At 68.1% G+C, this 18,974-nt stretch carries 21 protein-coding genes; 10 read left to right on the forward strand and 11 right to left on the reverse strand.

Annotated features, from left to right (window positions below):
- Positions 1-3 precede the first annotated feature (3 nt).
- From exbD to WFK61_RS23935, 7 genes are all read left to right on the forward strand, one after another.
- Positions 4-453, forward strand: coding sequence for a TonB system transport protein ExbD (gene exbD / locus WFK61_RS23905; RefSeq protein ID WP_336814559.1), 450 nt, complete (start codon positions 4-6; stop codon positions 451-453).
- Entirely contained in the window at positions 450-1,313 is an 864-nt protein-coding gene (locus tag WFK61_RS23910; RefSeq protein WP_336814560.1) for an energy transducer TonB family protein, read from the forward strand. The genes exbD and WFK61_RS23910 overlap by 4 nt, the downstream gene beginning before the upstream one ends.
- Positions 1,314-1,379: 66 nt before the next feature.
- Positions 1,380-1,628 carry a hypothetical protein gene (locus WFK61_RS23915; protein ID WP_336814561.1) on the forward strand — a complete coding sequence of 83 codons (249 nt, stop codon included), beginning with the start codon at positions 1,380-1,382 and terminating at the stop codon, positions 1,626-1,628.
- 392 nt (positions 1,629-2,020) lie between these two features.
- Entirely contained in the window at positions 2,021-3,229 is a 1,209-nt protein-coding gene (locus tag WFK61_RS23920) for an ABC transporter substrate-binding protein (RefSeq protein ID WP_336814562.1), read from the forward strand.
- Between the two features lie 63 nt (positions 3,230-3,292).
- The gene (locus WFK61_RS23925) at positions 3,293-5,161 is read left to right on the forward strand and encodes an ABC transporter permease (RefSeq protein WP_336814563.1); all 1,869 of its coding nucleotides are present in this window, start codon (positions 3,293-3,295) and stop codon (positions 5,159-5,161) included.
- Positions 5,158-5,931: an ABC transporter ATP-binding protein gene (locus WFK61_RS23930; protein ID WP_336814564.1), complete on the forward strand. Its 774-nt coding sequence runs from the start codon at positions 5,158-5,160 to the stop codon at positions 5,929-5,931. The genes WFK61_RS23925 and WFK61_RS23930 overlap by 4 nt, the downstream gene beginning before the upstream one ends.
- On the forward strand, positions 5,931-6,641 hold the full coding sequence (locus WFK61_RS23935; protein WP_336814565.1) for an ABC transporter ATP-binding protein: 711 nt from the start codon (positions 5,931-5,933) through the stop codon (positions 6,639-6,641). Before WFK61_RS23930 ends, WFK61_RS23935 begins: the two co-directional genes overlap by 1 nt.
- Here WFK61_RS23935 and WFK61_RS23940 read toward each other — a convergent pair.
- The 7 genes from WFK61_RS23940 to modA form a co-directional block, all read right to left on the reverse strand.
- On the reverse strand, positions 6,598-7,155 hold the full coding sequence (locus WFK61_RS23940; RefSeq protein WP_336814566.1) for a MarR family winged helix-turn-helix transcriptional regulator: 558 nt from the start codon (positions 7,153-7,155) through the stop codon (positions 6,598-6,600). The two genes, WFK61_RS23935 and WFK61_RS23940, sit on opposite strands and share 44 nt — an antisense overlap.
- A 244-nt stretch (positions 7,156-7,399) precedes the next feature.
- Positions 7,400-8,818 carry a M20 family metallopeptidase gene (locus WFK61_RS23945; protein WP_336814567.1) on the reverse strand — a complete coding sequence of 473 codons (1,419 nt, stop codon included), beginning with the start codon at positions 8,816-8,818 and terminating at the stop codon, positions 7,400-7,402.
- Between the two features lie 166 nt (positions 8,819-8,984).
- Entirely contained in the window at positions 8,985-9,395 is a 411-nt protein-coding gene (gene cueR / locus WFK61_RS23950) for a Cu(I)-responsive transcriptional regulator (protein ID WP_336814568.1), read from the reverse strand.
- Position 9,396: 1 nt separating this feature from the next.
- Complete coding sequence (locus tag WFK61_RS23955) at positions 9,397-11,901, reverse strand: heavy metal translocating P-type ATPase (protein ID WP_336814569.1); 2,505 nt, start codon at positions 11,899-11,901, stop codon at positions 9,397-9,399.
- A 102-nt stretch (positions 11,902-12,003) separates the two neighbouring features.
- On the reverse strand, positions 12,004-13,098 hold the full coding sequence (gene modC / locus WFK61_RS23960) for a molybdenum ABC transporter ATP-binding protein (RefSeq protein WP_336814570.1): 1,095 nt from the start codon (positions 13,096-13,098) through the stop codon (positions 12,004-12,006).
- On the reverse strand, positions 13,095-13,793 hold the full coding sequence (gene modB, locus WFK61_RS23965; RefSeq protein WP_336814571.1) for a molybdate ABC transporter permease subunit: 699 nt from the start codon (positions 13,791-13,793) through the stop codon (positions 13,095-13,097). The genes modC and modB overlap by 4 nt, the downstream gene beginning before the upstream one ends.
- Positions 13,790-14,593, reverse strand: coding sequence for a molybdate ABC transporter substrate-binding protein (gene modA / locus WFK61_RS23970; RefSeq protein ID WP_336814572.1), 804 nt, complete (start codon positions 14,591-14,593; stop codon positions 13,790-13,792). The genes modB and modA overlap by 4 nt, the downstream gene beginning before the upstream one ends.
- Before the next feature lie 117 nt (positions 14,594-14,710).
- Between modA and WFK61_RS23975 the strand changes: the two genes are divergently transcribed.
- Both WFK61_RS23975 and tsaA read left to right on the forward strand, forming a co-directional pair.
- Complete coding sequence (locus WFK61_RS23975) at positions 14,711-14,917, forward strand: TOBE domain-containing protein (protein WP_265059377.1); 207 nt, start codon at positions 14,711-14,713, stop codon at positions 14,915-14,917.
- A gap of 13 nt (positions 14,918-14,930) precedes the next feature.
- On the forward strand, positions 14,931-15,422 hold the full coding sequence (gene tsaA / locus WFK61_RS23980; RefSeq protein WP_142115539.1) for a tRNA (N6-threonylcarbamoyladenosine(37)-N6)-methyltransferase TrmO: 492 nt from the start codon (positions 14,931-14,933) through the stop codon (positions 15,420-15,422).
- 13 nt (positions 15,423-15,435) lie between these two features.
- Here tsaA and WFK61_RS23985 read toward each other — a convergent pair whose 3' ends face one another.
- The 4 genes from WFK61_RS23985 to WFK61_RS24000 are packed head-to-tail and all read right to left on the reverse strand — an operon-like array spanning position 15,436 to position 18,025.
- Complete coding sequence (locus tag WFK61_RS23985) at positions 15,436-15,873, reverse strand: GNAT family N-acetyltransferase (RefSeq protein WP_336814573.1); 438 nt, start codon at positions 15,871-15,873, stop codon at positions 15,436-15,438.
- 14 nt (positions 15,874-15,887) lie between these two features.
- A complete protein-coding gene (locus WFK61_RS23990; protein ID WP_336814574.1) occupies positions 15,888-16,403 on the reverse strand; it encodes a cupin domain-containing protein in 516 nt (171 codons plus the stop codon).
- Between the two features lie 13 nt (positions 16,404-16,416).
- Positions 16,417-17,274: a 3-mercaptopyruvate sulfurtransferase gene (gene sseA / locus WFK61_RS23995; protein WP_336814575.1), complete on the reverse strand. Its 858-nt coding sequence runs from the start codon at positions 17,272-17,274 to the stop codon at positions 16,417-16,419.
- 34 nt (positions 17,275-17,308) lie between these two features.
- The gene (locus WFK61_RS24000) at positions 17,309-18,025 is read right to left on the reverse strand and encodes an alanyl-tRNA editing protein (protein ID WP_336814576.1); all 717 of its coding nucleotides are present in this window, start codon (positions 18,023-18,025) and stop codon (positions 17,309-17,311) included.
- 166 nt (positions 18,026-18,191) lie between these two features.
- Between WFK61_RS24000 and WFK61_RS24005 the strand changes: the two genes are divergently transcribed.
- Positions 18,192-18,974, forward strand: a complete 783-nt coding sequence (locus WFK61_RS24005) for an SDR family NAD(P)-dependent oxidoreductase (RefSeq protein WP_336814577.1) — start codon at positions 18,192-18,194, stop codon at positions 18,972-18,974.

The following is an 18,974-nucleotide window of genomic DNA, read 5'->3' on the forward strand; positions in this document are numbered from 1 at the left end:
GCCATGGGCGTTTCCCTCAAGGACCCGCAGGACGGCGACCTCGGCGAGGTCAGCGACATCAACGTGACGCCGTTCATCGACGTCATCCTCGTGCTGCTGATCATCTTCATGGTCGCGGCGCCGCTCTCGACGGTGGATGTCGCGGTCGACCTGCCGGTTTCGAACGCGCAGCCGCAGCCGCGGCCGGATACGCCGATGTTCCTGACCGTGAAGGGCGATCTCACGCTCGCGCTCGGCAACGACGCTGTGCCGCGCGAGGCGCTGCAGGCGGCGCTCGACCAGAAGACCAATCGCGACCGCGAGCAGCGGGTGTTCCTGCGGGCCGATGGCAGCGTCGCCTATAGCGAGCTGATGAACGTGATGAACCTGCTGCGCAATGCCGGCTATCTCAAGATCGCGCTGGTCGGGCTGGAGGATACCGGGCAGGGGGCTGCTGCGGGGCCGAGGCCATGAGCATGGAACGCCCGTCGATCTCCCGCTACGCGCCGGCCGCCCTGCGCTGGAGCCTGGCCGCCTTCGTGGTCGCGACCGCCCATGGCACGGCCGGCTGGGTCATCGCCAACTGGCAGCGCGCCGAGGCCGCGATGGGCGCGCCGCCAGCCGCCGTCATGATCGAGCTCGCGCCGCTGGCCGTCGCGCCCGAGGCGCCGCAGCAGGATGTCGCGCCCGGTCCCGAGATGGCCGAGGCGCAGCCGGAGCCCGAGCCGCCGCCGCCCGAGCCGGTTGAGCAGCCCAAGGAGATCGAGCCGCCACCTCCGGAGCCGGAGCCCGTCGCGATTCCCGAGCCGGAGATCAAGATTCCCGAATTGCCGCCGCTGCCGGATGCCGCGGCCATCCTGACGCCGCCGCCGAAGGAGCAGCCGAAGCCGCCTCCGCCGGAGAAGCCCAAGCCGAAGCCGAAACCGAAGATCGTCGAAAAGAAGAAGCCGATCCGGCCGGATAAGCCGAAGGCCGAGCAGACCACCGCGCCGGTGGCGCAGGAGCAGGCGGCGCCGCGCGCGGCTGCCCCCAATTCCGGGGCGTCCTCCGCATCTCCGGCCGCGACCGCGAGCTGGCGCGGCACGCTGATGGCGCATCTCAACCGCTACAAGCGCTTCCCGGGCGGCGCCAGCCCCGGCACGGTGCAGGTCGCGTTCAGCATCGATCGCGGCGGCCGCGTGCTTTCGGCCCGGCTCGTCCGCGGTTCGGGCGACGCGGCGCTGGACGAGGAGGCGGTCTCGATGATCCGCCGCGCCAGCCCCGTGCCGGCTCCGCCGGACGGGCTTGGCGGCGGCGCGATCTCGCTGGCTGTGCCGATCCGGTTCTCGCGCTAGACTGGCGACGGGAACCGGGAGGCCGTCCGCGCGTAGGACGGACAGGTTTGCGAGAGGAGAAGCGGGATGACGATCATCAGGCTTGCAGCCGGCGCGGTGCTGGTCCTCGCACTGGGCGGCTGCGTCACCACCGAGGCCGAATACCGGGCCATGGACGAGCAGCGCTGCCGCTCCTTCGGCTTCCGCGCGCCGAGCGAGGGATTCTCGAACTGCCTGCTGCAGCTCGATCTCGATCGCGCGGCCGAGCGGCGCTATCGCTTCGACCGTTTTGACGCCTCTTTCGGCGGGCCGTGGGGCTACGGCCGGCGCTGGTGAGCGCCGCACTCCCGACAAGAAAAAAGGGCCGCGCGGGAAGCGCAGCCCAAGTCTAGGGAGGAAACGCCCAAGGAGGGCGACGCAACATCTCTGCTGCGCTGCATCCTAGATAGGGAGCCCCGGCCGCCGCTGCAAGGTCAAAAGGGCAGCATCGCTGACTTATTTTTGGGCGATCGAATCGTTCATTGAAATCAATCGATTACCTGATTTCTCTTGGTGCCCGCGCGAGCCGCTGCCCATCGATTGCCGATGCGCTGCATTGCAAGAAAGTCAGATTGACAAGCGCCGGAAACTGCTCATTCATATGTATGCATATGAAATCCGCTCTCCCAAGCCCGGTGCGAGCGGTATCGCTGCGGATTGCAGCCGCAGCGAGGCGAAGGACCCATCCGATGAAGATCGATCGTCGCAGTTTCGTCGCGGGCACGCTCGCCCTCGGCGTTCCCCAGCTGGTGCGCGCCCAGGGCGCGGGGCCGATCCGCATCGGCGAGGTCAATTCCTATACCGCGCAGCCGGCCTTCCTGAAACCCTATCGGCAGGCCTGGGAACTGGCGCAGGAGCAGATCAACGCGGCCGGCGGCGTGCTCGGCCGCAAGCTCGAGACGGTCTTCCGCGACGATGCCGGCAAGCCCGAGGATGCGGTGCGTCACGCCGCCGATCTCGCGACCGCCGAGAAGGTCGACATCATCGCCGGCGGCTTCCTCTCCAATGTCGGCCTCGCGCTCGCCGATTACGCCAACCAGAACAAGCGGCTCTATGTCGCTTCCGAGCCGCTGGCTGATGCGCTCGTCTGGTCGAAGGGCAATCGCTACACCTTCCGCTTAAGGCCCTCGACCTACATGCAGGCGGCGATGCTGGTCGAGGAAGCGGCGAAGCTCCCGGCCAAGAAATGGGCCATCGTCGCGCCGAACTACGAATACGGCCAGTCGGCGGTGAAGTGGTTCAAGGAACTGCTCGTGAAGGCGCGTCCCGACGTGACCTTCGTCGCCGAGCAGTTCCCGGCGCTGGGCCGCATCGATGCCGGCGCGACCGTTCAGGCGCTGGAAGCGGCCAAGCCCGATGCGATCTTCAACGTCACCTTCGCGGTCGATCTCGCCAATTTCGTCCGCGCCGGTAACACGCGCGGCCTGTTCGAGGGGCGCCAGGTCGTCTCGATGCTGACTGGCGAGCCGGAATATCTCGACACGCTCGGTCCCGAGACGCCGGAAGGCTGGATCATCACCGGCTATCCGCATGCCGACCTGCAGACGCCCGAGCACGTGAAGTTCCGCGACGCCTACAGGGCGAAGTACAACGACTATCCGCGGCTCGGCTCGGTCGTGGGCTACGAGACGGTGCAGGCCATCGCAGCCGCACTCGCGAAGGCGGGCTCCACCGACAACGAGAAGCTGGTCGACGCTTTCGAGGGGCTGAAATTCGGCTCGGCCTTCGGCCCGATCGAATTCCGCAAGATCGACCACCAGTCGACGCTCGGCGCCTATGTCGGCAAGAGCGCGCTGAAGAACGGCAAGGGCGTGATGGTCGACTGGAGCTATCGCGACGGCGCCAAGTACCTGCCCAGCGACGACGAGGTCCGCAAGCTGCGACCGGTCGTCGGCTGAGCTTGGCTGACAGGGAGCGTGGCGCTGCCGCCTGAAACGCCGTAGCGCCGCGCCCGAGACGACATGCTTGATCTCGTCCTCACCCAGACCCTGAATGGCCTGGCCTCGGCGTCGTCGCTGTTCCTGGTGGCGTGCGGGCTGTCGATCATCTTCGGCGTCACGCGCATCGTGAACTTCGCCCATGGCTCGCTCTACATGCTGGGCGGCTACCTGGCCTTCACGCTGGTGACCTGGCTCGGTCCGGCCGATCCGCTCGGCTTCTGGGGCGGCGTCATCCTCGCCGTGCTGCTGACCGGCCTTGCCGGTGTGCTCATCGAGGTCCTGATCCTCCGGCGGATCTATCAGGCGCCGGAGCTGTTCCAGTTGCTCGCGACCTTCGGCGTCGTGCTGATGCTGCAGGACATCGCGCTCGCGACCTGGGGGCCGGAGGACAAGCTCGGCCCGCGCGCGCCGGGCTTCCGCAGCTTCGTCATCCTGTTCGACAACCGCTTCCCGAGCTACGAGCTCTTCCTGATCGCGGTCGGGCCGGTCGTGCTCGGCCTGATCTGGCTCTTGTTCCACCGGACACGCTGGGGCGTGCTGATCCGGGCGGCGACGCAGGACCGCGAGATGGTCTCCGCGCTCGGCGTCAACCAGCGCCTGCTCTTCACCTCGGTCTTCGCCTTCGGCGCGGCGCTGGCGGGGCTCGGCGGCGCGCTCCAGCTCCCGCGCGAGGCGATCAACCTCCATATGGACCTGTCGATGATCGCCGAGGCCTTCGTGGTCGTGGTGGTCGGCGGGCTGGGAAGCGTGACGGGCGCCTATCTCGCCGCCGTGCTGATCGGCGTCCTCCATGCCTTCGGCATCCTGATCCTGCCGAAGATCACGCTGGTGCTGGTCTTCCTGGTGATGGCGGCGGTGCTGATCGTCCGGCCGCACGGTCTGCTCGGCAAGGCGGCGATCGAGCCGCGCGGCCATGCCGGCCAGCTTTTCCTGCTGCGTCCGGCCGACGGCGCGGCCAAGCTGTTCGGAGCGGTGGCGCTCGGCCTGCTGGCGCTGGCGCCGCTCGTCGTCCCAGATCATGTCATCCTGACCTTGACCGATCTCGTCATCTTCGCGGTCTTCGCCGCTTCGCTGCATCTGCTGATGGGGCCGGGCGGCATCACCTCCTTCGGCCATGCCGCCTATTTCGGCCTCGGCGCCTATGGCGCGGCGCTGGCGGTGAAATGGCTGGGCAGCCCGATGGAAGAGGCACTGATGCTGGCGCCATTGATGGCCGGCATCGCGGGCGCGATCTTCGGCTGGTTCTGCGTGCGGCTCTCGGGCGTCTATCTGGCCATGCTGACGCTGGCCTTCGCCCAGATCGCCTGGGCCACGGCCTTCCAATGGGTCGACCTTACCGGCGGAGACAACGGCATCCTCGGCGTCTGGCCCTCGGCCTGGGCGGTGCCGAAGACGGTGTTCTACTATCTCGCGCTCGCCATCGCCGTAATCGTGATCGTGGCGCTGCGCGTCATCATCTTCGCGCCCTTCGGCTACGCCTTGCGCGCCGGCCGCGACAGCCCCTTGCGGGCGGAGGCGATCGGGCTCGATGTCGGGCGCGTGCAATGGGCGGCCTTCGTCATCGCTGCGGTCGCGGCCGGCATCGCCGGCGGGCTCTTCGCCTTCTCGAAGGGCTCGGTCTTCCCGACCTATATGGCGATCCCGCGCTCGGTCGATGCCTTGCTGATGGTGCTGCTCGGCGGCGTGCAGACGGTTGCCGGGCCGGTCGTGGGCGCCTTCGCCTATATGGGCCTCAACGAGCAGTTGATGAAGCTGACGGCCTATTGGCGCTTCGTGCTGGGCTTGTCGATCGTGCTGCTCGTCGTCCTGTTCCCGCGCGGCCTCGTCGGCACCTGGCTGTTCTGGCGCGCCCGGCGCGAGAGCGCCACGCCAGCAACGGCAACGGCATGAACGCGCCCGCGGTCCCTGTGCTGGAAGCCCGCGACCTCGCCCGGTCCTTCGGCGGCGTGAAGGCGGTCGACGGCGCGTCCTTCTCGGTCGAGGCCGGCAAGCTGGTCGCCCTGATCGGCCCCAACGGCGCCGGCAAGACGACCTGTTTCAATATGCTGAACGGGCAGCTCAAGCCCGATCGCGGCGAAGTCCTGCTGGCGGGCCGGCCGATCACCGGGCTGGCGCCGCGCAAGGTCTGGCGCCTCGGCGTCGGTCGCACCTTCCAGATCACGGCGACCTTCGCCTCGATGACCGTACGCGAGAACGTCCAGATGGCGCTGACCTCGCATGAAGGCGAGAGCTGGCGCCTATTCGGCCGCGCCGACGGGCGCCACCGCGAGGCGGCGGACAAGCTGCTCGCTCAGGTCGGTATGACCCAGCAAGCCGAGCGCGCCTGCGGCGTGCTCGCCTATGGCGACCTGAAGCGGGTCGAGCTCGCGGTCGCGCTCGCCAATGCGCCGAAGCTGCTGCTGATGGACGAGCCGACCGCCGGCATGGCGCCACAGGAGCGCATCGCGTTGATGGCATTGACCGCCCGCATCGCGCGGGAGCGCGGTATAGCGGTGCTCTTCACCGAGCACGACATGGACGTCGTCTTCGCCCATGCCGACCGCGTGCTGGTGCTCGACCGTGGCCGGGTGATCGCGGCCGGGACGAGTGCCGAGGTGCGCAACGACCCGCAGGTGCGGGCGGTCTATCTCGGCTCCGGCGCGACCTCGGGAGGGCATTGATGACGGCGCTCCTCGAACTCGCGGGCGTCGAGGCCTGGTATGGCCGCGCCAAGATCCTGCACGGCGTCGGCTTCTCGGTCGGGACAGGCGAGGTCGTCGCGCTGATGGGGCGCAACGGCGCCGGCAAGTCCATGACGATGAAGACGGTGATGGGGCTGGTGCCGGAGCCGCAAGGCTTGATCCGTTTCGAGGGCCAGGAGATCGCCGGCCGCGAGCCCTTCGCCATTGCCCGGCTCGGCATCGGCTATGTCCCGGAGGACCGGCGCGTCTTCTCGGACCTGACGGTGATGGAGAACCTCGAGGTCGGCCGCCAGCCGTCCCGCAAGGGCGCGCCGCACTGGACGCCGGAGCGCCTGTTCGATCTCTTCCCCAATCTCGGGCGCATGCGCGACCGGCCGGGCGGCGCCATGTCCGGCGGCGAGCAGCAGATGCTGACCATCGCCCGCACGCTGATGGGCAATCCGCGCCTGCTGCTGCTCGACGAGCCCTCCGAGGGGCTCGCGCCGGTCATCGTCGAGGCGATGGCACAGACCATCCGCGTGCTGAAGGGCGAGGGGCTGTCCGTGCTGCTCTCCGAGCAGAATCTGCATTTCGCCGGCAGCATCGCCGACCGCGCCGTGATCATCGAGAAGGGACTGATCCGCTTCGACGATACGATGACCGCGCTCAAGGCTGACGAGGCGGCGCGGAGCCAGTATCTGGCGGTCTGAAGCCCGCGAGCAGGCGCCGCATCACGTCGAGCAGCGGCGCAACTTCAGGCTCGGCCATCGGATCGAGCGCCGCGATGGTGATCGCCTTGGCGCGCTCGACATAAGTCGGCAGCAATTCGCGGCCGCGCGCGCCGAGCTGCACCAGCACGCGGCGCTTGTCGTCGGGATCGTGCAGGCGCTCGACCAGCCCGCGCTCGGCCAGCCGCGTCACCACGCCCCGGATCGTGGCCGGGTCCATCGCCGTCATGCGACCGAGCTGGTTCTGGGAAATCCGCCCATCGACCGCGAGTCGGCAGAGCACCGCGAATTGCGGCGGCGTCGGCCCATCCTCGCCCATCATCTCCAGGAACATCGCGACATAGCGCTGCTGCATCTGCCGCAGCAGGAAGCCGAACTGCTCGTCCAGGACATAGCCGGCGAGGTCGACCGACTCAGGCGTCGCGGAATCGGCCTGGCCGCTGGCCGTGCGGTGATGCCGGCCGAGCCCGTCTTCCGATTCCTCTGCGCGATCCATGCTGGCTCCGGGTGGCGATTCTGCCGGCTGACGGCAGAGGCTCATTCTCCCGGATCATATGTGTTCGTTCAATCAGGCGATAACACCCGAGCCTCAACAAAAAGAAGTCATCCCGGGCGACCGCAGGGAGACCCGGGATCCATTCCGGAACGCTTCCGAAGAAGGTTCAGGCATGGATCACGGATCTCCGCTGCGCTTCGTCCGGGATGACCAGCGTCTTCCGGATTGTGTCAGGGGCTGAAAATCAGCCCAGCGACATGGTCAGCGGCGGCTTCACTTCGGGCGGCAGCGGCGAGGTGTAGCCTTCCTTGCCGAGGCGCGCCTTGTGGTCGGCCTTGGCGGCCGCCATCAGGGCGGGGTCGCTCAGCACGGCCGCGCCGGTCGCAGCCATCGCCTTGGCGACATGGACCATCGCCTTGTGCGCGGCCGGGGACTTGCCCTGCGCCACCACCTGCCAGGTGTGGAACGGCGTGCCCATCGCGACGGTCGGCGCATGGGCCTGCACGGTCGGCACCGCCCAGCTGACGTCGCCGATATCCGTCGAGCCGATCGCCGGGTTGCGCTTGGCATCGCGCGGCACGAGGAAGTCGGCGAGCGGGGCGCCGGTATCGGGCATGCCGATGGTGCGCCAGATCGAGGCGATCTCCTGCGGGGAGAGCGTGCCGCGAATCTTCTCGGCATAGGCCTTGTCGGCATCGTCGAAATGCGGCGCGCCGAGTTCGCCCATCACCTTGTGCATGGCTTCTTCGAGCGGCGTGTTGGCGACGAGATCGGAGACGGCGCTGACGATGCGCATCTCCATCTTGGTTTCCGTCATTAGCGCAGCGCCTTCGGCGATCTTCTTTACGCGCTGGACGAGTTCCAGCATGCCGCGCAAGTCACGGGCACGGATGGAATAACGGACGCGGGCATGGGCCTGGACGACGTTGGGCGCGATGCCGCCGGTGTCGAGCAGCGCGTAATGGACGCGGGCGTCGGACGGCATGTGCTCGCGCATGTAGTTGACGCCGACATTCATCAATTCGACGGCATCGAGCGCCGAACGGCCGAGATGGGGCGCGGCAGCGGCATGCGAGGCGCGGCCGGTGAAGACGAAATCGGCGCGGGTATTGGCCAGGGCGAGGGCTGGAGCGACCTCCCAGAAGCTCGACGGGTGCCACGAGATCGCGACATCGGCGTCGTCGAAGGCGCCGGCGCGGACCATGAAGGCCTTGGCGGCGCCGCCTTCCTCGGCCGGGCAGCCGTAATAGCGCACGCGGCCGGGAATCTTGTTCTCGGCGAGCCAGTCCTTCATCGCCACCGCGGCGAGCATAGCGGCCGAGCCGAGCAGGTTATGGCCGCAGCCATGGCCATGGCCGCCGGCCTCGATCTCCTTGTGCTCGGAAGCGCCGGCTTCCTGCGACAGGCCGGGCAAGGCGTCGTATTCGCCGAGGAAGGCGATGACCGGGCCGCCTTCGCCGGCCTCGCCGATCACGGCGGTCGGGATATCGGCGACGTTTTCAGTGATCTTGAAGCCCTGGTGCTTCAGCTCTGCGATGTGCTCTGCGACGGAGCGCTTCTCGGTGTAGCACACCTCCGGCATGCCCCAGACCCGGTCGGAGAGCGCGATCAGGCGCTCCTTGTTCGCATCGACATGCCGCCAGAGATCGTTTCGATTGTCCATTGTCGTTCCGCCTGGAGAACGCCTTGGCGCTCCCCGTCTTTCGTTGAGAGGCGGATTCCCCGGCGGGGCCGATGCGGCCGGGCCGGACCCGCCTCTGGTGGGCGGTGGCATATGAGCAATCCCGCACCGCCCCGTCCAGACATTCAGCGCATGGCGGAGCAGCGTCTCAGGCTTTGGCCTGCACCGTTGGCGTGGCGGCGAAGTCCGCAAGGATCGGGCAATCCGGGCGATGGTCGCCATGGCAATGCGTCGCCAGATGCCTGAGCGTGTCGGCCATGGCCTTGAGCTCGGCCGCCTTTTCCTCGAGCTCGCGCACATGCGCCATGGCGAGGTTCTTCACATCGGCGCTGGCCCGGCTCTTGTCGCGCCAGAGGGCGAGCAGCTCACGCGTCTCCTCCAGCGAGAAGCCGAGATCGCGCGAGCGGCGCACGAAGCGCAGCGTATGCACGTCGTCGGCGGCATAGACCCGGTATTGCGCGGCGGTGCGGGCTGGCGCGGTGATCAGGCCGATACTCTCGTAATAGCGGATCATCTTGGCGCTGACGCCGGAGCGGGTTGCGGCTTCGCCGATATTCATCTCAGGCCTCCTTTCCATGTGAAGCCGGAACTTGGAAACGCTTCAACCTGAGCGCATTGCTGACGACGCTGACGCTGGACAGCGCCATGGCGAGCCCGGCGAAGACCGGCGAAAGCAGGATGCCGAAGGCCGGATAGAGCACGCCGGCCGCGACCGGGATCAGCAGGGCGTTGTAGCCGAAGGCCCAGGCGAGATTCTGGCGGATGTTGGAAATCACCGCCTGCGAGAGCGCAATCGCGCGCGGCACGCCCATGACGTCGCCGGACATCAGCACGACATCGGCGCTTTCGATCGCGATATCCGTGCCGGTGCCGATGGCGATGCCGACATCGGCCTGGGCCAGCGCCGGCGCGTCGTTGATGCCGTCGCCGACGAAGGCGACCTTGGCGCCACGGCCCTGCAGGCGCTTCACCACCTCGGCCTTGTCGGTCGGCAGCACCTCGGCCCAGACCTCGTCGATGCCGAGGCCGCGCGCCACCGCTTCCGCCGTGCGCCGGTCGTCGCCGGTCACCATCGCGACCTTGAGGCCGAGCCTGTGAAGGGCGGCGATGGCGGCGGGCGTGGTCTCCTTCACCGCGTCGGCAACGGCGATGACCGCAGCGATCCTGCCGTCGATTGCGGCATAGAGCGGCGTCTTGCCGGCCTCGGCCAGAGCCTTGGCGCGGGCGGCGAAGGGCGCGATGTCGAGCCCGGCGTCCTCCATCAGCCGGTGGCCGCCGATCGCGACCTTGCGGCCCTCGACCGTCGCGGTGACGCCGCGGCCGGGATCGCTGGCGAAATCGGCGGGCTCGGCGAGCGCAAGATTACGAGCCTTGGCGGCCGCGACCAGCGCCAGCGCCAGCGGATGCTCCGAACGGTTCTCGGCCGAGCCGACGAGGCGCAGCGCGTCATCGGCCGCGAAGCCGTTCGCCGGCTCGATATCGGTGAGTTCCGGCTTGCCCTTGGTCAGCGTGCCCGTCTTGTCGAGCGCGACGATCTGGACGTCCTTCAGGGCCTGCAAGGCGTCGCCCTGACGGAACAGGATGCCGAGTTCGGCGCCGCGGCCGGTGCCGACCATGATCGAGGTCGGCGTGGCCAGGCCCATGGCGCAGGGGCAGGCGATGATCAGCAGCGCAACGGCGTTGACCAGCGCATGCGACAGAGCCGGGCTCGGGCCGAAGGTCAGCCATACGGCGAAGGTCAGCAGCGCCAGCCCGATCACGACCGGGACGAACCAGAGCGTGACGCGGTCGACCATGGCCTGGATCGGTAGCTTGGCGCCCTGCGCGGCCTGAACGGTGCGCACGATCTGGGCGAGCAGCGTGTCGGAACCGACCTTTCTCGCGGTGAAGCGCAGCGCGCCCGAGCCGTTGATCGTGCCGCCGGTCACAGTGCTGCCGGCTTCCTTGCGGACGGGCGCGGGCTCACCGGTGATCATCGATTCATCGACGAAGGAGGTGCCGTCCGCAACTTCGCCATCGACCGGGACGCGCTCGCCCGGCCGGAGGATGACGATATCGCCGGGGCGGACGCTGTCGACCGCGATATCGCTCTCCGCGCCGTCACGCAGCACGCGGGCGGTCTTGGGCTGGAGCGCGATCAGGCTGCGGATGGCGGCGCCCGTACGGCCCTTGGCGCGCGTCTCGAACCAGCGCCCGAGCAGGATCAGCGTGACGATCACGGCGCCGGATTCGAAATAGGTGCCCTCCGTCCCCGCCGGCAGCAGGTCCGGCAGGAAGGTCGCGACGCTGGAATAAAGATAGGCCGCGCCGGTGCCGAGCATGACCAGCGAGTTCATGTCGGGCGCCAGCCGCAGCAGCGCCGGGAAACCCTTGCGCAGGAAGACGAGGCCCGGGCCGAACTGGACGATGGTCGCCAGCGCAAAGGAGAACACGCGCAGGTTCCACTCGCCGAAGGTGCCGGCAAGCCAGTGATGCAGGGCAGGGACCATATGGCTGCCCATCTCGACGACGAGCAGCGGCAGGGTCAGCAAACCGGCGAGGATGACGGAGCGCAGCAGCTTGCCCTGTTCCTCGTCCTTGGCGGCCTGCTGGCGAGCGCTGGCATCGCCATCGGCCGCAATGACCGGGCTCGCCTCATAGCCGGCGCCGGCGACGGCTTTGACCAGGACCGGGACAATCTCGTCGCCGGCGAGCGTCTTCACGCTGGCGCGCTCGGTCGCGAGGTTCACGGTGGCATCGACCACGCCCGGCACGGCGCGGAGCGCCTTCTCGACATGGCCGACGCAGGAGGCGCAGGTCATGCCCGAGACCGACAACTCGATCGTGGTCTCGACCGGGATGTAGCCGCTCTGACGAACCGCTGCTTCGACCTGCTTCAGGTCGGTGTCGTCCTTGGCGAAGCTGATGTGAGCCCGCTCGGTCGCGAGGTTGACCGAGACCGCATCGACGCCCGGCACCGCCGCGATGGCGCGCTCGACATGAGCGACGCAGCTCGCGCAGGTCATGCCCTCGACGCCCAGATCGAGGGTTTCGAGGTCGTTCCTGCTCTTGTCGATGACCGTCATCGCCGTCTCCTTCATGGTGATGACAGGCGATATAGTCCTTCCCATCATGGGAAGGTCAAGATTAGCCCCATGATTTTTTGAGAGGGCGGTGAGGCGCCCGTTTCACGGCATCTCGACCGAGACGCTCTTGATCACCGCATGAACAAGCTTGCCGGGCGCCAGGCCGAGCAAGGCGACGGATTTCGCCGTCAGGCGTGCCGCCAGTTTCGCCTCGCCGCAAGCGATGAGCAGATGCACGGTACTGCCGCCGACGCCACTGCGCTCGCCGATTTCGGCAATAGAGCCGGACAAAACGTTGAGCGCGCTGATCTCGGCCGGCTGGCCGAGGCTGAGCATCACATCGCTGGCGAGGATGCGGATCTTGATGCGCTGGCCCTGCCGCAGCGCGCCGCGTGCGATCGTGAGCAACCCGGCCGGCGTCGTCAGCCGCGCCAGACCGAAGGCTTCCTCGAAGCCGGCGACTTCGGCGGATAGCAGCGTGCTCGCCTCGGGCGCGCCCGGCCGCGCCGCCAGATCGGGACGGGAGAGGATCTCAGCCGTCGGGCCACAGGCAGCAACACGCCCGTTCTCGACCATGGCGACCGTCGTGGCGAGGCGCGCGACCTCCGCCAGCGCATGCGAGACATAGACGATGGGGATGCCGGCCTCGTCGCGCAGGCGCTCGATATGCGGCAGGATCTCGGCCTTGCGGGCTTCGTCGAGCGCGGCCAAGGGCTCGTCCATCAGCAGCAGGCGCGGCTGGGCGAGCAGGGCGCGGCCGATGGCGACGCGCTGCTTCTCGCCGCCGGAAAGCGCGCCGGGGCGGCGGCGCAACAGATGGCCGATGCCGAGCAAGTCCAGCACCTTGTCGAGCTCGGCCGGCTTGCGCTGGGCACGCGGCACGAACCAGTGCCCGAACAGCAGGTTCTGCCGCACGGTGAGGTGCGGAAAGAGGCGCGCCTCCTGGAAGACATAGCCGATGCGGCGGCGGTGCTTCGGCACGAAGACGCCGCGCTCCGTATCGACCAGTGTCTCGCCATCGATGCGGACATGGCCGGAATCGGGGCGGATCAATCCACCGATGACGTTGACCAGCGAGGTCTTGCCGGAGCCCGAGCTGCCGAACAGGGCGGTCAGGCGCCCGTCGGAGGTGAGGGAGGCATCGAGGGTGAAGTCGCCGAGCCTGTGGCGGACGGCAATGTCGAGGACGTGGGTCATTCGACATTGATCCGGCGGCCGACGATGCGGGCCATCAGTTCGGAGAGGAAGAGCGCCGCGACCGAGATCGCGATCGAGATCAGCGTCAGGCGCAGCGCGCCGGCATCGCCGCCGGGCACCTGCGTAAAGGTGTAGATCGCGGAGGGCAGGGTCTGCGTCTCGCCGGGGATATTGGAGACGAAGGTGATCGTCGCGCCGAATTCGCCCATCGCCTTGGCGAAGCACAGGATCATGCCGGCGATGATGCCGGGCAGGCAGAGCGGCAAGGTGACGGTGAGGAAGACCCAGATCGGGCTCGCGCCCAGCGTTCCGGCAGCGGATTCGAGCTTGCGGTCGACGGCCTCGATCGAGAGGCGGATGGCGCGGACCATCAATGGGAAGCCCATCACGGCGCAGGCGAGCGCCGCGCCGGTCCAGCGGAACGAGAGCACGATCCCGAACCAGTCATAGAGGAACTGCCCGATCGGCCCGCGCCGGCCGAAGCCGACGAGCAGCAGATAGCCCGTCACCACGGGCGGCAGGATCAGCGGCATGTGGACGATGGCGTCGAGCAGGGACTTGCCCCAGAAGCGCCCGCGCGCCAGCAGCAGGCCAACGCCAAGCCCCAGCGGGAGGCTCGCGATCATGGCCGTCGTCGCGACGATGAGGCTGAGCCTCACCGCCGTCCATTCTTCAGGCGACAGCCAGTCGGTCACGAAGAGCTGGCAGCCTGGTTGAGCACCGTGAAGCCCTGCTTCTCGAAGACGGGCCGGGCGGCGGGGCTGCGCAGATAGGTCAGGAAGGCCTGCGCGTCGGGGTTGGCCGAGTCCTTGGTGACGGCGACGGGATAGACGATCGGCGGATGCGAATCCTCGGGGAAGGTCGCGACGACCTTGACCTGCGGGTCGGCCGCGGCATCGGTCGCGTAGACGATGCCGAGCGGAGCCTCGCCACGCGAGACCAGCAGCAGCGCGGCGCGGACATTGTCGGCCTGCGCGATCTTGTCCTTCACCTTGTCCCAGGCACCCAGCTTCTCCAGCGCCGCCTTGCCGTATTTGCCGGCCGGGACGGAATCGACATTGCCCATGGCGAGGCGGCCTGCGCCAACGGCCCCCGCGACATCGGCGCCGGGCTTGAGATCGAGCTTGGCGGTCGAATCCTTGCCGGCGACCAGCACGATGCGGTTGGCGAGCAGGCTGACGCGGGTATCCGGCTTGATCAGGTTCTTGCCCGCCGCATAGTCCATCCAGTCGAGATCGGCCGAGACGAAGAGGTCGGCCGGGGCGCCGTTCTCAAGCTGCTTCGCCAGCGTGTTGCTGGCGGCATAGGAGATCTTCGGCGCGGGCTTGCCGCTCTCCTTGACCCAGTTGGCGGCGGCCTCGTCCAGCGCATTCTTCATGCTGGCCGCGGCGAAGATCACGAGGTCCTTCGTCTGCGCCTGCGCGGCGTCGAAGGCAGGGGCGAAACTCACGGCAAGGGCGAGGCCCATGCCCAGCAGGGTGCGGCGTTTCAACATGCTGTTCCTCGCTCGAATTTATCGTTGTATATCGACGGATATAACGATGGTTGCCGCGCGCCCGGATCCAAGTCAAGGCGCGGCGGCGGTCGCGTTGTCGCAAGGAAAGGATGAGCCATGAAGATCAGCGCCCGCAACCAGCTCAAAGGCAAGATCGTCGAGATCACCAAGGGCGCGACGACGGCCCATGTCCGCATCGATATCGGCGGCGCGATCGTGACCTCCTCGATCACCAACGCCGCGGTGGACGATCTCGGCCTCACCGTCGGCAAGGAAGCTTATGCCGTGGTCAAGGCCTCCGACGTGATGATCGCGATCGACTGACGGGCTTGCTCACATGGTCCGCGAGAACGAGATCCGCGAGAGGGAGGTCGCCGTCGCGCCGCCGCAGGCGACCGATGCCGGCCTCGTCTTCATCGGCACCATCCGTACGCCCTGGACCTCGCGGCTGGTCTGCCCGCGCCAGGGCAGGGCGGACGGGCCGATTTGCCGCATCGAGCTGTTCCCGCCCTGGGACGAGGCGCTGGAAGGCATCGAGCGCTTCGAGCGATTGGAAGTGCTCTACTGGCTGCACCAGTCGCGCCGCGATCTCGTCCGCCAGAGCCCCGCCAATAATGGCGAGACCCACGGCACTTTCGCGCTGCGCACGCCGGTCCGGCCGAACCCGATCGGAACTTCGATCGCGACGTTGGTGGCGCGCGAGGGACGGGTGCTGCTGGTGCGCGGGCTCGACTGTCTCGATGAGACGCCGCTCCTCGATATCAAGCCGGACCGAACGCTGTTCACCCCGATCGCGCCGCCGCAGCCCGGCGATTTCGAGACGGGCTAGGTAGCCGTTCTGCCTAAAGGCTCTTCAGGATCAGCCATTCGCCAGTGCTGGTGACTTCGTTCGCCTCGATGAAGCCGATCGACAGGTAGAAGCCCAGCGGGCTGTGCTCCCCGCGGACCACGCTGGCGCTGAGCGTGGTGATGCCGCGCGCCTTCAGCAGCGCGAAGACCTGTTCCAGCGCGGCGCGGCCATAGCCTTTGCCCTGATGCCGGCGATCGACCATGAAACGCCAGAGATAGGCGGCATCGGGCTTGTCGCCGTCACGCCAGAGCATGAAGCCGACGGGCTCGTCCTCGGCATAGATCGCCCGGAAGGTTGCGCGCGGTTCGAAATGCGCCTGCGCGATCGAGATCGCGACCGGCGCGACATAGTCGCTCTGCTCCTCTGCGACCTCGAGTCCGCAGATGATGCGGACCGTCTCTGCCGTGATTTCGCGCAGTTCGACAGGCAAGGAGGCGTCCCCGCTCACCCGTGCGGGTGCTTGTGGATCGGGTCGACCCAGTAGACCTCCTCCGGCTTCTCGACCGGGTCGACATCGGTGATGTTGACCACCACCGCCTCGTTGTCGGAGCGCACCAGCACGCATTGCAGCGGGTTGTCGGGATCGGCGTTGATCTCCTGATGCGGCACGAAGGGCGGCACGTAGATGAAGTCGCCCGGACCGGCCTCGGCGACGAATTCCAGCCGCTCGCCCCAGCGCATCCGCGCCTTGCCGCTCACCACATAGATCACGCTTTCGAGCTCGCCGTGATGGTGCACGCCGGTCTTGGCATTGGGCTCGATCGCGACGGTGCCGGCCCAGATCTTCTGGGCGCCGACGCGGGCATGGTTGATCGCGGCCTGCCGGAACATGCCGGGTGTCTGCGCCGTGTTGGGGTCGAGCTTGTCGCCGGAGATGACGCGCACGCCGTCATGCTTCCAGCGCGGCTCGCCGTCATGGCTGTGATCATGGGGATGATCGTGCGAATGGTCGTGGCTCATGGCAGTCTCCCGTTCAAGCCTGCTTCGCCGGGCCTGTCGCGACAGGCCGCTCGCCCATGCCCCATTCGGACCAGGAGCCGTCATAGATCGCCTTGGCCGGCTTGCCGACGGTCTCGAGCGCCGTCGACAGGATCACGGCCGAGACGCCCGAGCCGCAGGTCATGATCGAGGGCTTGTCGAGGTCGAAGCCGGCATCCCTGAACAGCGCGACGATCTCTTCCGGGGATTTCAGCCGGCCATCGGCGGTGAGCTGCGACGACGGCAGGTTGAGCGAGCCGGGAATATGGCCGGAGGCCAGGCCCGGCCGCGGCTCCGGCGCCTCGCCGCGGAAGCGGTCGGCGGCGCGGGCATCGACCACCTGGATCGCCTGCGAGGCGGTGGCGCGCGCGACGTCGTCCGCGTTGGCCACGGCGCCGTTGTCGAGCCTTGCGGTGAAGCTGCGGGGCTGGCGCGGCTTCGGGCTGTCTTCCTCGACCGGGCGGCCCTCGGCGAGCCATTTCGGGAGGCCGCCATCGAGGATGACGACATCGCGCGCGCCGAACACCTTGAAGGTCCAGCGCACGCGCGGGGCCGCGAAGAAGCCGAGCCCGTCATAGACGACAATGCGCATGCCGTCGCCGATGCCGAGCGCGCCGACGGCGGCCGCGAATTCGGGCGCCGAGGGCAGCATATGGGGCAGGGACGAGCGGCTGTCCTTGATCTTGTCGATGTCGAAATGGACCGCGCCCGGAATGCGTCGCGCGGCGTATTCGGCCGCGCCATCGCGCTTCTGCGCCGGCAGGTACCAGGAGGCATCGACCACGACGATATCCGGCGCGTTCAGGCGCTCGGCCAGCCACTCGGTCGAAACGAAGACGTCTTCACGGGCCATAGGCGTATCCTCTGGGCACTTGAGCTTGGTGTTCTCAGGCGAGCGCGATCCGGACGCGCCGGTTCTGCTTGCCCTTCTTCTCGATATCGGTGACCGCGACCGCGCCGATCTCGGCGGTGTTGCGGACATGGGTGCCGCCGCAGGGCTGCAGGTCGATATCGCCGATGGCGACGAGCCGGACGCGGCCCGAGCCGCGCGGCGGCTTCACCGACATCGTCTTGACCAGGCCCGGATTGGCGTCGAGCTCCTCGTCGGTGATCCAGCGCTCGGTGACGTCGGCGTTGCGGGCGATCAGCGCGTTGAGCTTCTCGGAAATCTCGGCCTTGTCGAGCCCGCCTTCCGGGATGTCGAAATCGAGCCGGCCGTCGCCATCGCCGATCGAGCCGCCGGTAACGGGGAAGGCGAGCACGACGCTGAGCAGATGCAAAGCGGTATGGATGCGCATGCGCTTGAAGCGGCGCTCCCAGTCGAGCACGGCGGTGACCGCCTCGCCCGGCGCCGGCAAGGCCTGTCCTTCGGCGGGAACATGGATGACCCGGCTCTTGTCCTCGGGGTCGTAGATCGTCGTGGCGATCGCGATCTGGCTGCCATCGGCACGGCGCAGATGCCCGGCATCGCCGGGCTGGCCGCCGCCGGTCGCGTAGAAATTGGTGCGGTCCAGGATGATGCCGCCGCGCTCATTCACGGCTTCGACCGTCGCGGGCGTTTCCTTGAGATAGGCATCCTGGCGGAAGAGCAGTTCGGTCGGCATGGTCTCGTGTCTCTTGAGCGGCGCGAGCGCGCCTTCGCGGCGCAGACTGCACCGATTGCCGCCGGGGTGCCACCTCATTGGCGGGATAGCGGGGATGATTTGGGGCGCATGGCTTCCGGCTTCGCGATTCCGTGCCTAGATGACTACCCGCCAACCCGGAGCCAGCATGGCCTCAGCCCGCATGAAGCCGCAGGACGGCGTCGCCTGGATCACCGGCGCGAGCTCCGGCGTCGGGGCCGCGGTCGCGCTCGAACTGGCGCGCCGGGGCTGGACGGTCGCGGTCACGGCACGGCGGCTGGAGGCGCTGGAGCGCCTCGCCCGCAGCGCCGAGAACCTGCCCGGACGCATCGTCGCCCATGCCGGCGACGTCACCGATGCGCAGGGCATGCGGGATGTCGCTGACGCGATCGAGAGCATCCATGGCCCGATCGCGCTGGCCTTCCTGAATGCGGGCATCGCTTCGGGGCAGGGCAAGGCGGTCGACATCGAGACCGTCGAGGCGGTGGTCGGGGTCAATCTGCTGGGTGTCGCCAAGAGCTTCTTCGCGATCCAGCCGCGCATGGTCGCGCGGGGAGCGGGCCAGATCGCGGTCAACGCCTCGCTCGTCGGCTATCGCGGCCTGCCCGGCGCGGCCGCCTATGGCGCGGCCAAGGCTGGCGCGATCCATTTCTGCGAATCGATGCGCTTCGATTGCGAGGCCGCCGGCATCCGCCTGCAGCTGGTCAATCCGGGCTTCATCGAGACGCCGATGACCGAGGGCCGCCGTTTCCCGATGCCGTTCCTGCTGACCGTCGAGGAGGGCGCGCGGCGAATCGTCGACGGGTTCGAGCGCGGCGGCTTCGAGATCACCGTGCCGCGCCGTCTCGCCTTCATCCTGAAGCTGGCGCGTCTCCTGCCTTATCCGGTCTATTTCGCGCTGATGCGTCGTTTCGCCGAACGGAGCGGCTGA

This window comes from Allobosea sp. MMO-172, from assembly GCF_037147855.1.
In the GTDB taxonomy this organism is placed as follows: Bacteria; Pseudomonadota; Alphaproteobacteria; order Rhizobiales; family Beijerinckiaceae; genus Allobosea.

Coding starts and splice junctions, on each gene's coding strand:
- exbD (WP_336814559.1), top strand. CDS start 4: ATGGGCGTTTCCCTCAAGGACCCGCAGGACGGCGACCTCGGCGAGGTC.
- WFK61_RS23910 (WP_336814560.1), top strand. CDS start 450: ATGAGCATGGAACGCCCGTCGATCTCCCGCTACGCGCCGGCCGCCCTG.
- WFK61_RS23915 (WP_336814561.1), top strand. CDS start 1,380: ATGACGATCATCAGGCTTGCAGCCGGCGCGGTGCTGGTCCTCGCACTG.
- WFK61_RS23920 (WP_336814562.1), top strand. CDS start 2,021: ATGAAGATCGATCGTCGCAGTTTCGTCGCGGGCACGCTCGCCCTCGGC.
- WFK61_RS23925 (WP_336814563.1), top strand. CDS start 3,293: ATGCTTGATCTCGTCCTCACCCAGACCCTGAATGGCCTGGCCTCGGCG.
- WFK61_RS23930 (WP_336814564.1), top strand. CDS start 5,158: ATGAACGCGCCCGCGGTCCCTGTGCTGGAAGCCCGCGACCTCGCCCGG.
- WFK61_RS23935 (WP_336814565.1), top strand. CDS start 5,931: ATGACGGCGCTCCTCGAACTCGCGGGCGTCGAGGCCTGGTATGGCCGC.
- WFK61_RS23940 (WP_336814566.1), bottom strand. CDS start 7,155: ATGGATCGCGCAGAGGAATCGGAAGACGGGCTCGGCCGGCATCACCGC.
- WFK61_RS23945 (WP_336814567.1), bottom strand. CDS start 8,818: ATGGACAATCGAAACGATCTCTGGCGGCATGTCGATGCGAACAAGGAG.
- cueR (WP_336814568.1), bottom strand. CDS start 9,395: ATGAATATCGGCGAAGCCGCAACCCGCTCCGGCGTCAGCGCCAAGATG.
- WFK61_RS23955 (WP_336814569.1), bottom strand. CDS start 11,901: ATGACGGTCATCGACAAGAGCAGGAACGACCTCGAAACCCTCGATCTG.
- modC (WP_336814570.1), bottom strand. CDS start 13,098: ATGACCCACGTCCTCGACATTGCCGTCCGCCACAGGCTCGGCGACTTC.
- modA (WP_336814572.1), bottom strand. CDS start 14,593: ATGTTGAAACGCCGCACCCTGCTGGGCATGGGCCTCGCCCTTGCCGTG.
- WFK61_RS23975 (WP_265059377.1), top strand. CDS start 14,711: ATGAAGATCAGCGCCCGCAACCAGCTCAAAGGCAAGATCGTCGAGATC.
- tsaA (WP_142115539.1), top strand. CDS start 14,931: ATGGTCCGCGAGAACGAGATCCGCGAGAGGGAGGTCGCCGTCGCGCCG.
- WFK61_RS23990 (WP_336814574.1), bottom strand. CDS start 16,403: ATGAGCCACGACCATTCGCACGATCATCCCCATGATCACAGCCATGAC.
- sseA (WP_336814575.1), bottom strand. CDS start 17,274: ATGGCCCGTGAAGACGTCTTCGTTTCGACCGAGTGGCTGGCCGAGCGC.
- WFK61_RS24000 (WP_336814576.1), bottom strand. CDS start 18,025: ATGCCGACCGAACTGCTCTTCCGCCAGGATGCCTATCTCAAGGAAACG.
- WFK61_RS24005 (WP_336814577.1), top strand. CDS start 18,192: ATGGCCTCAGCCCGCATGAAGCCGCAGGACGGCGTCGCCTGGATCACC.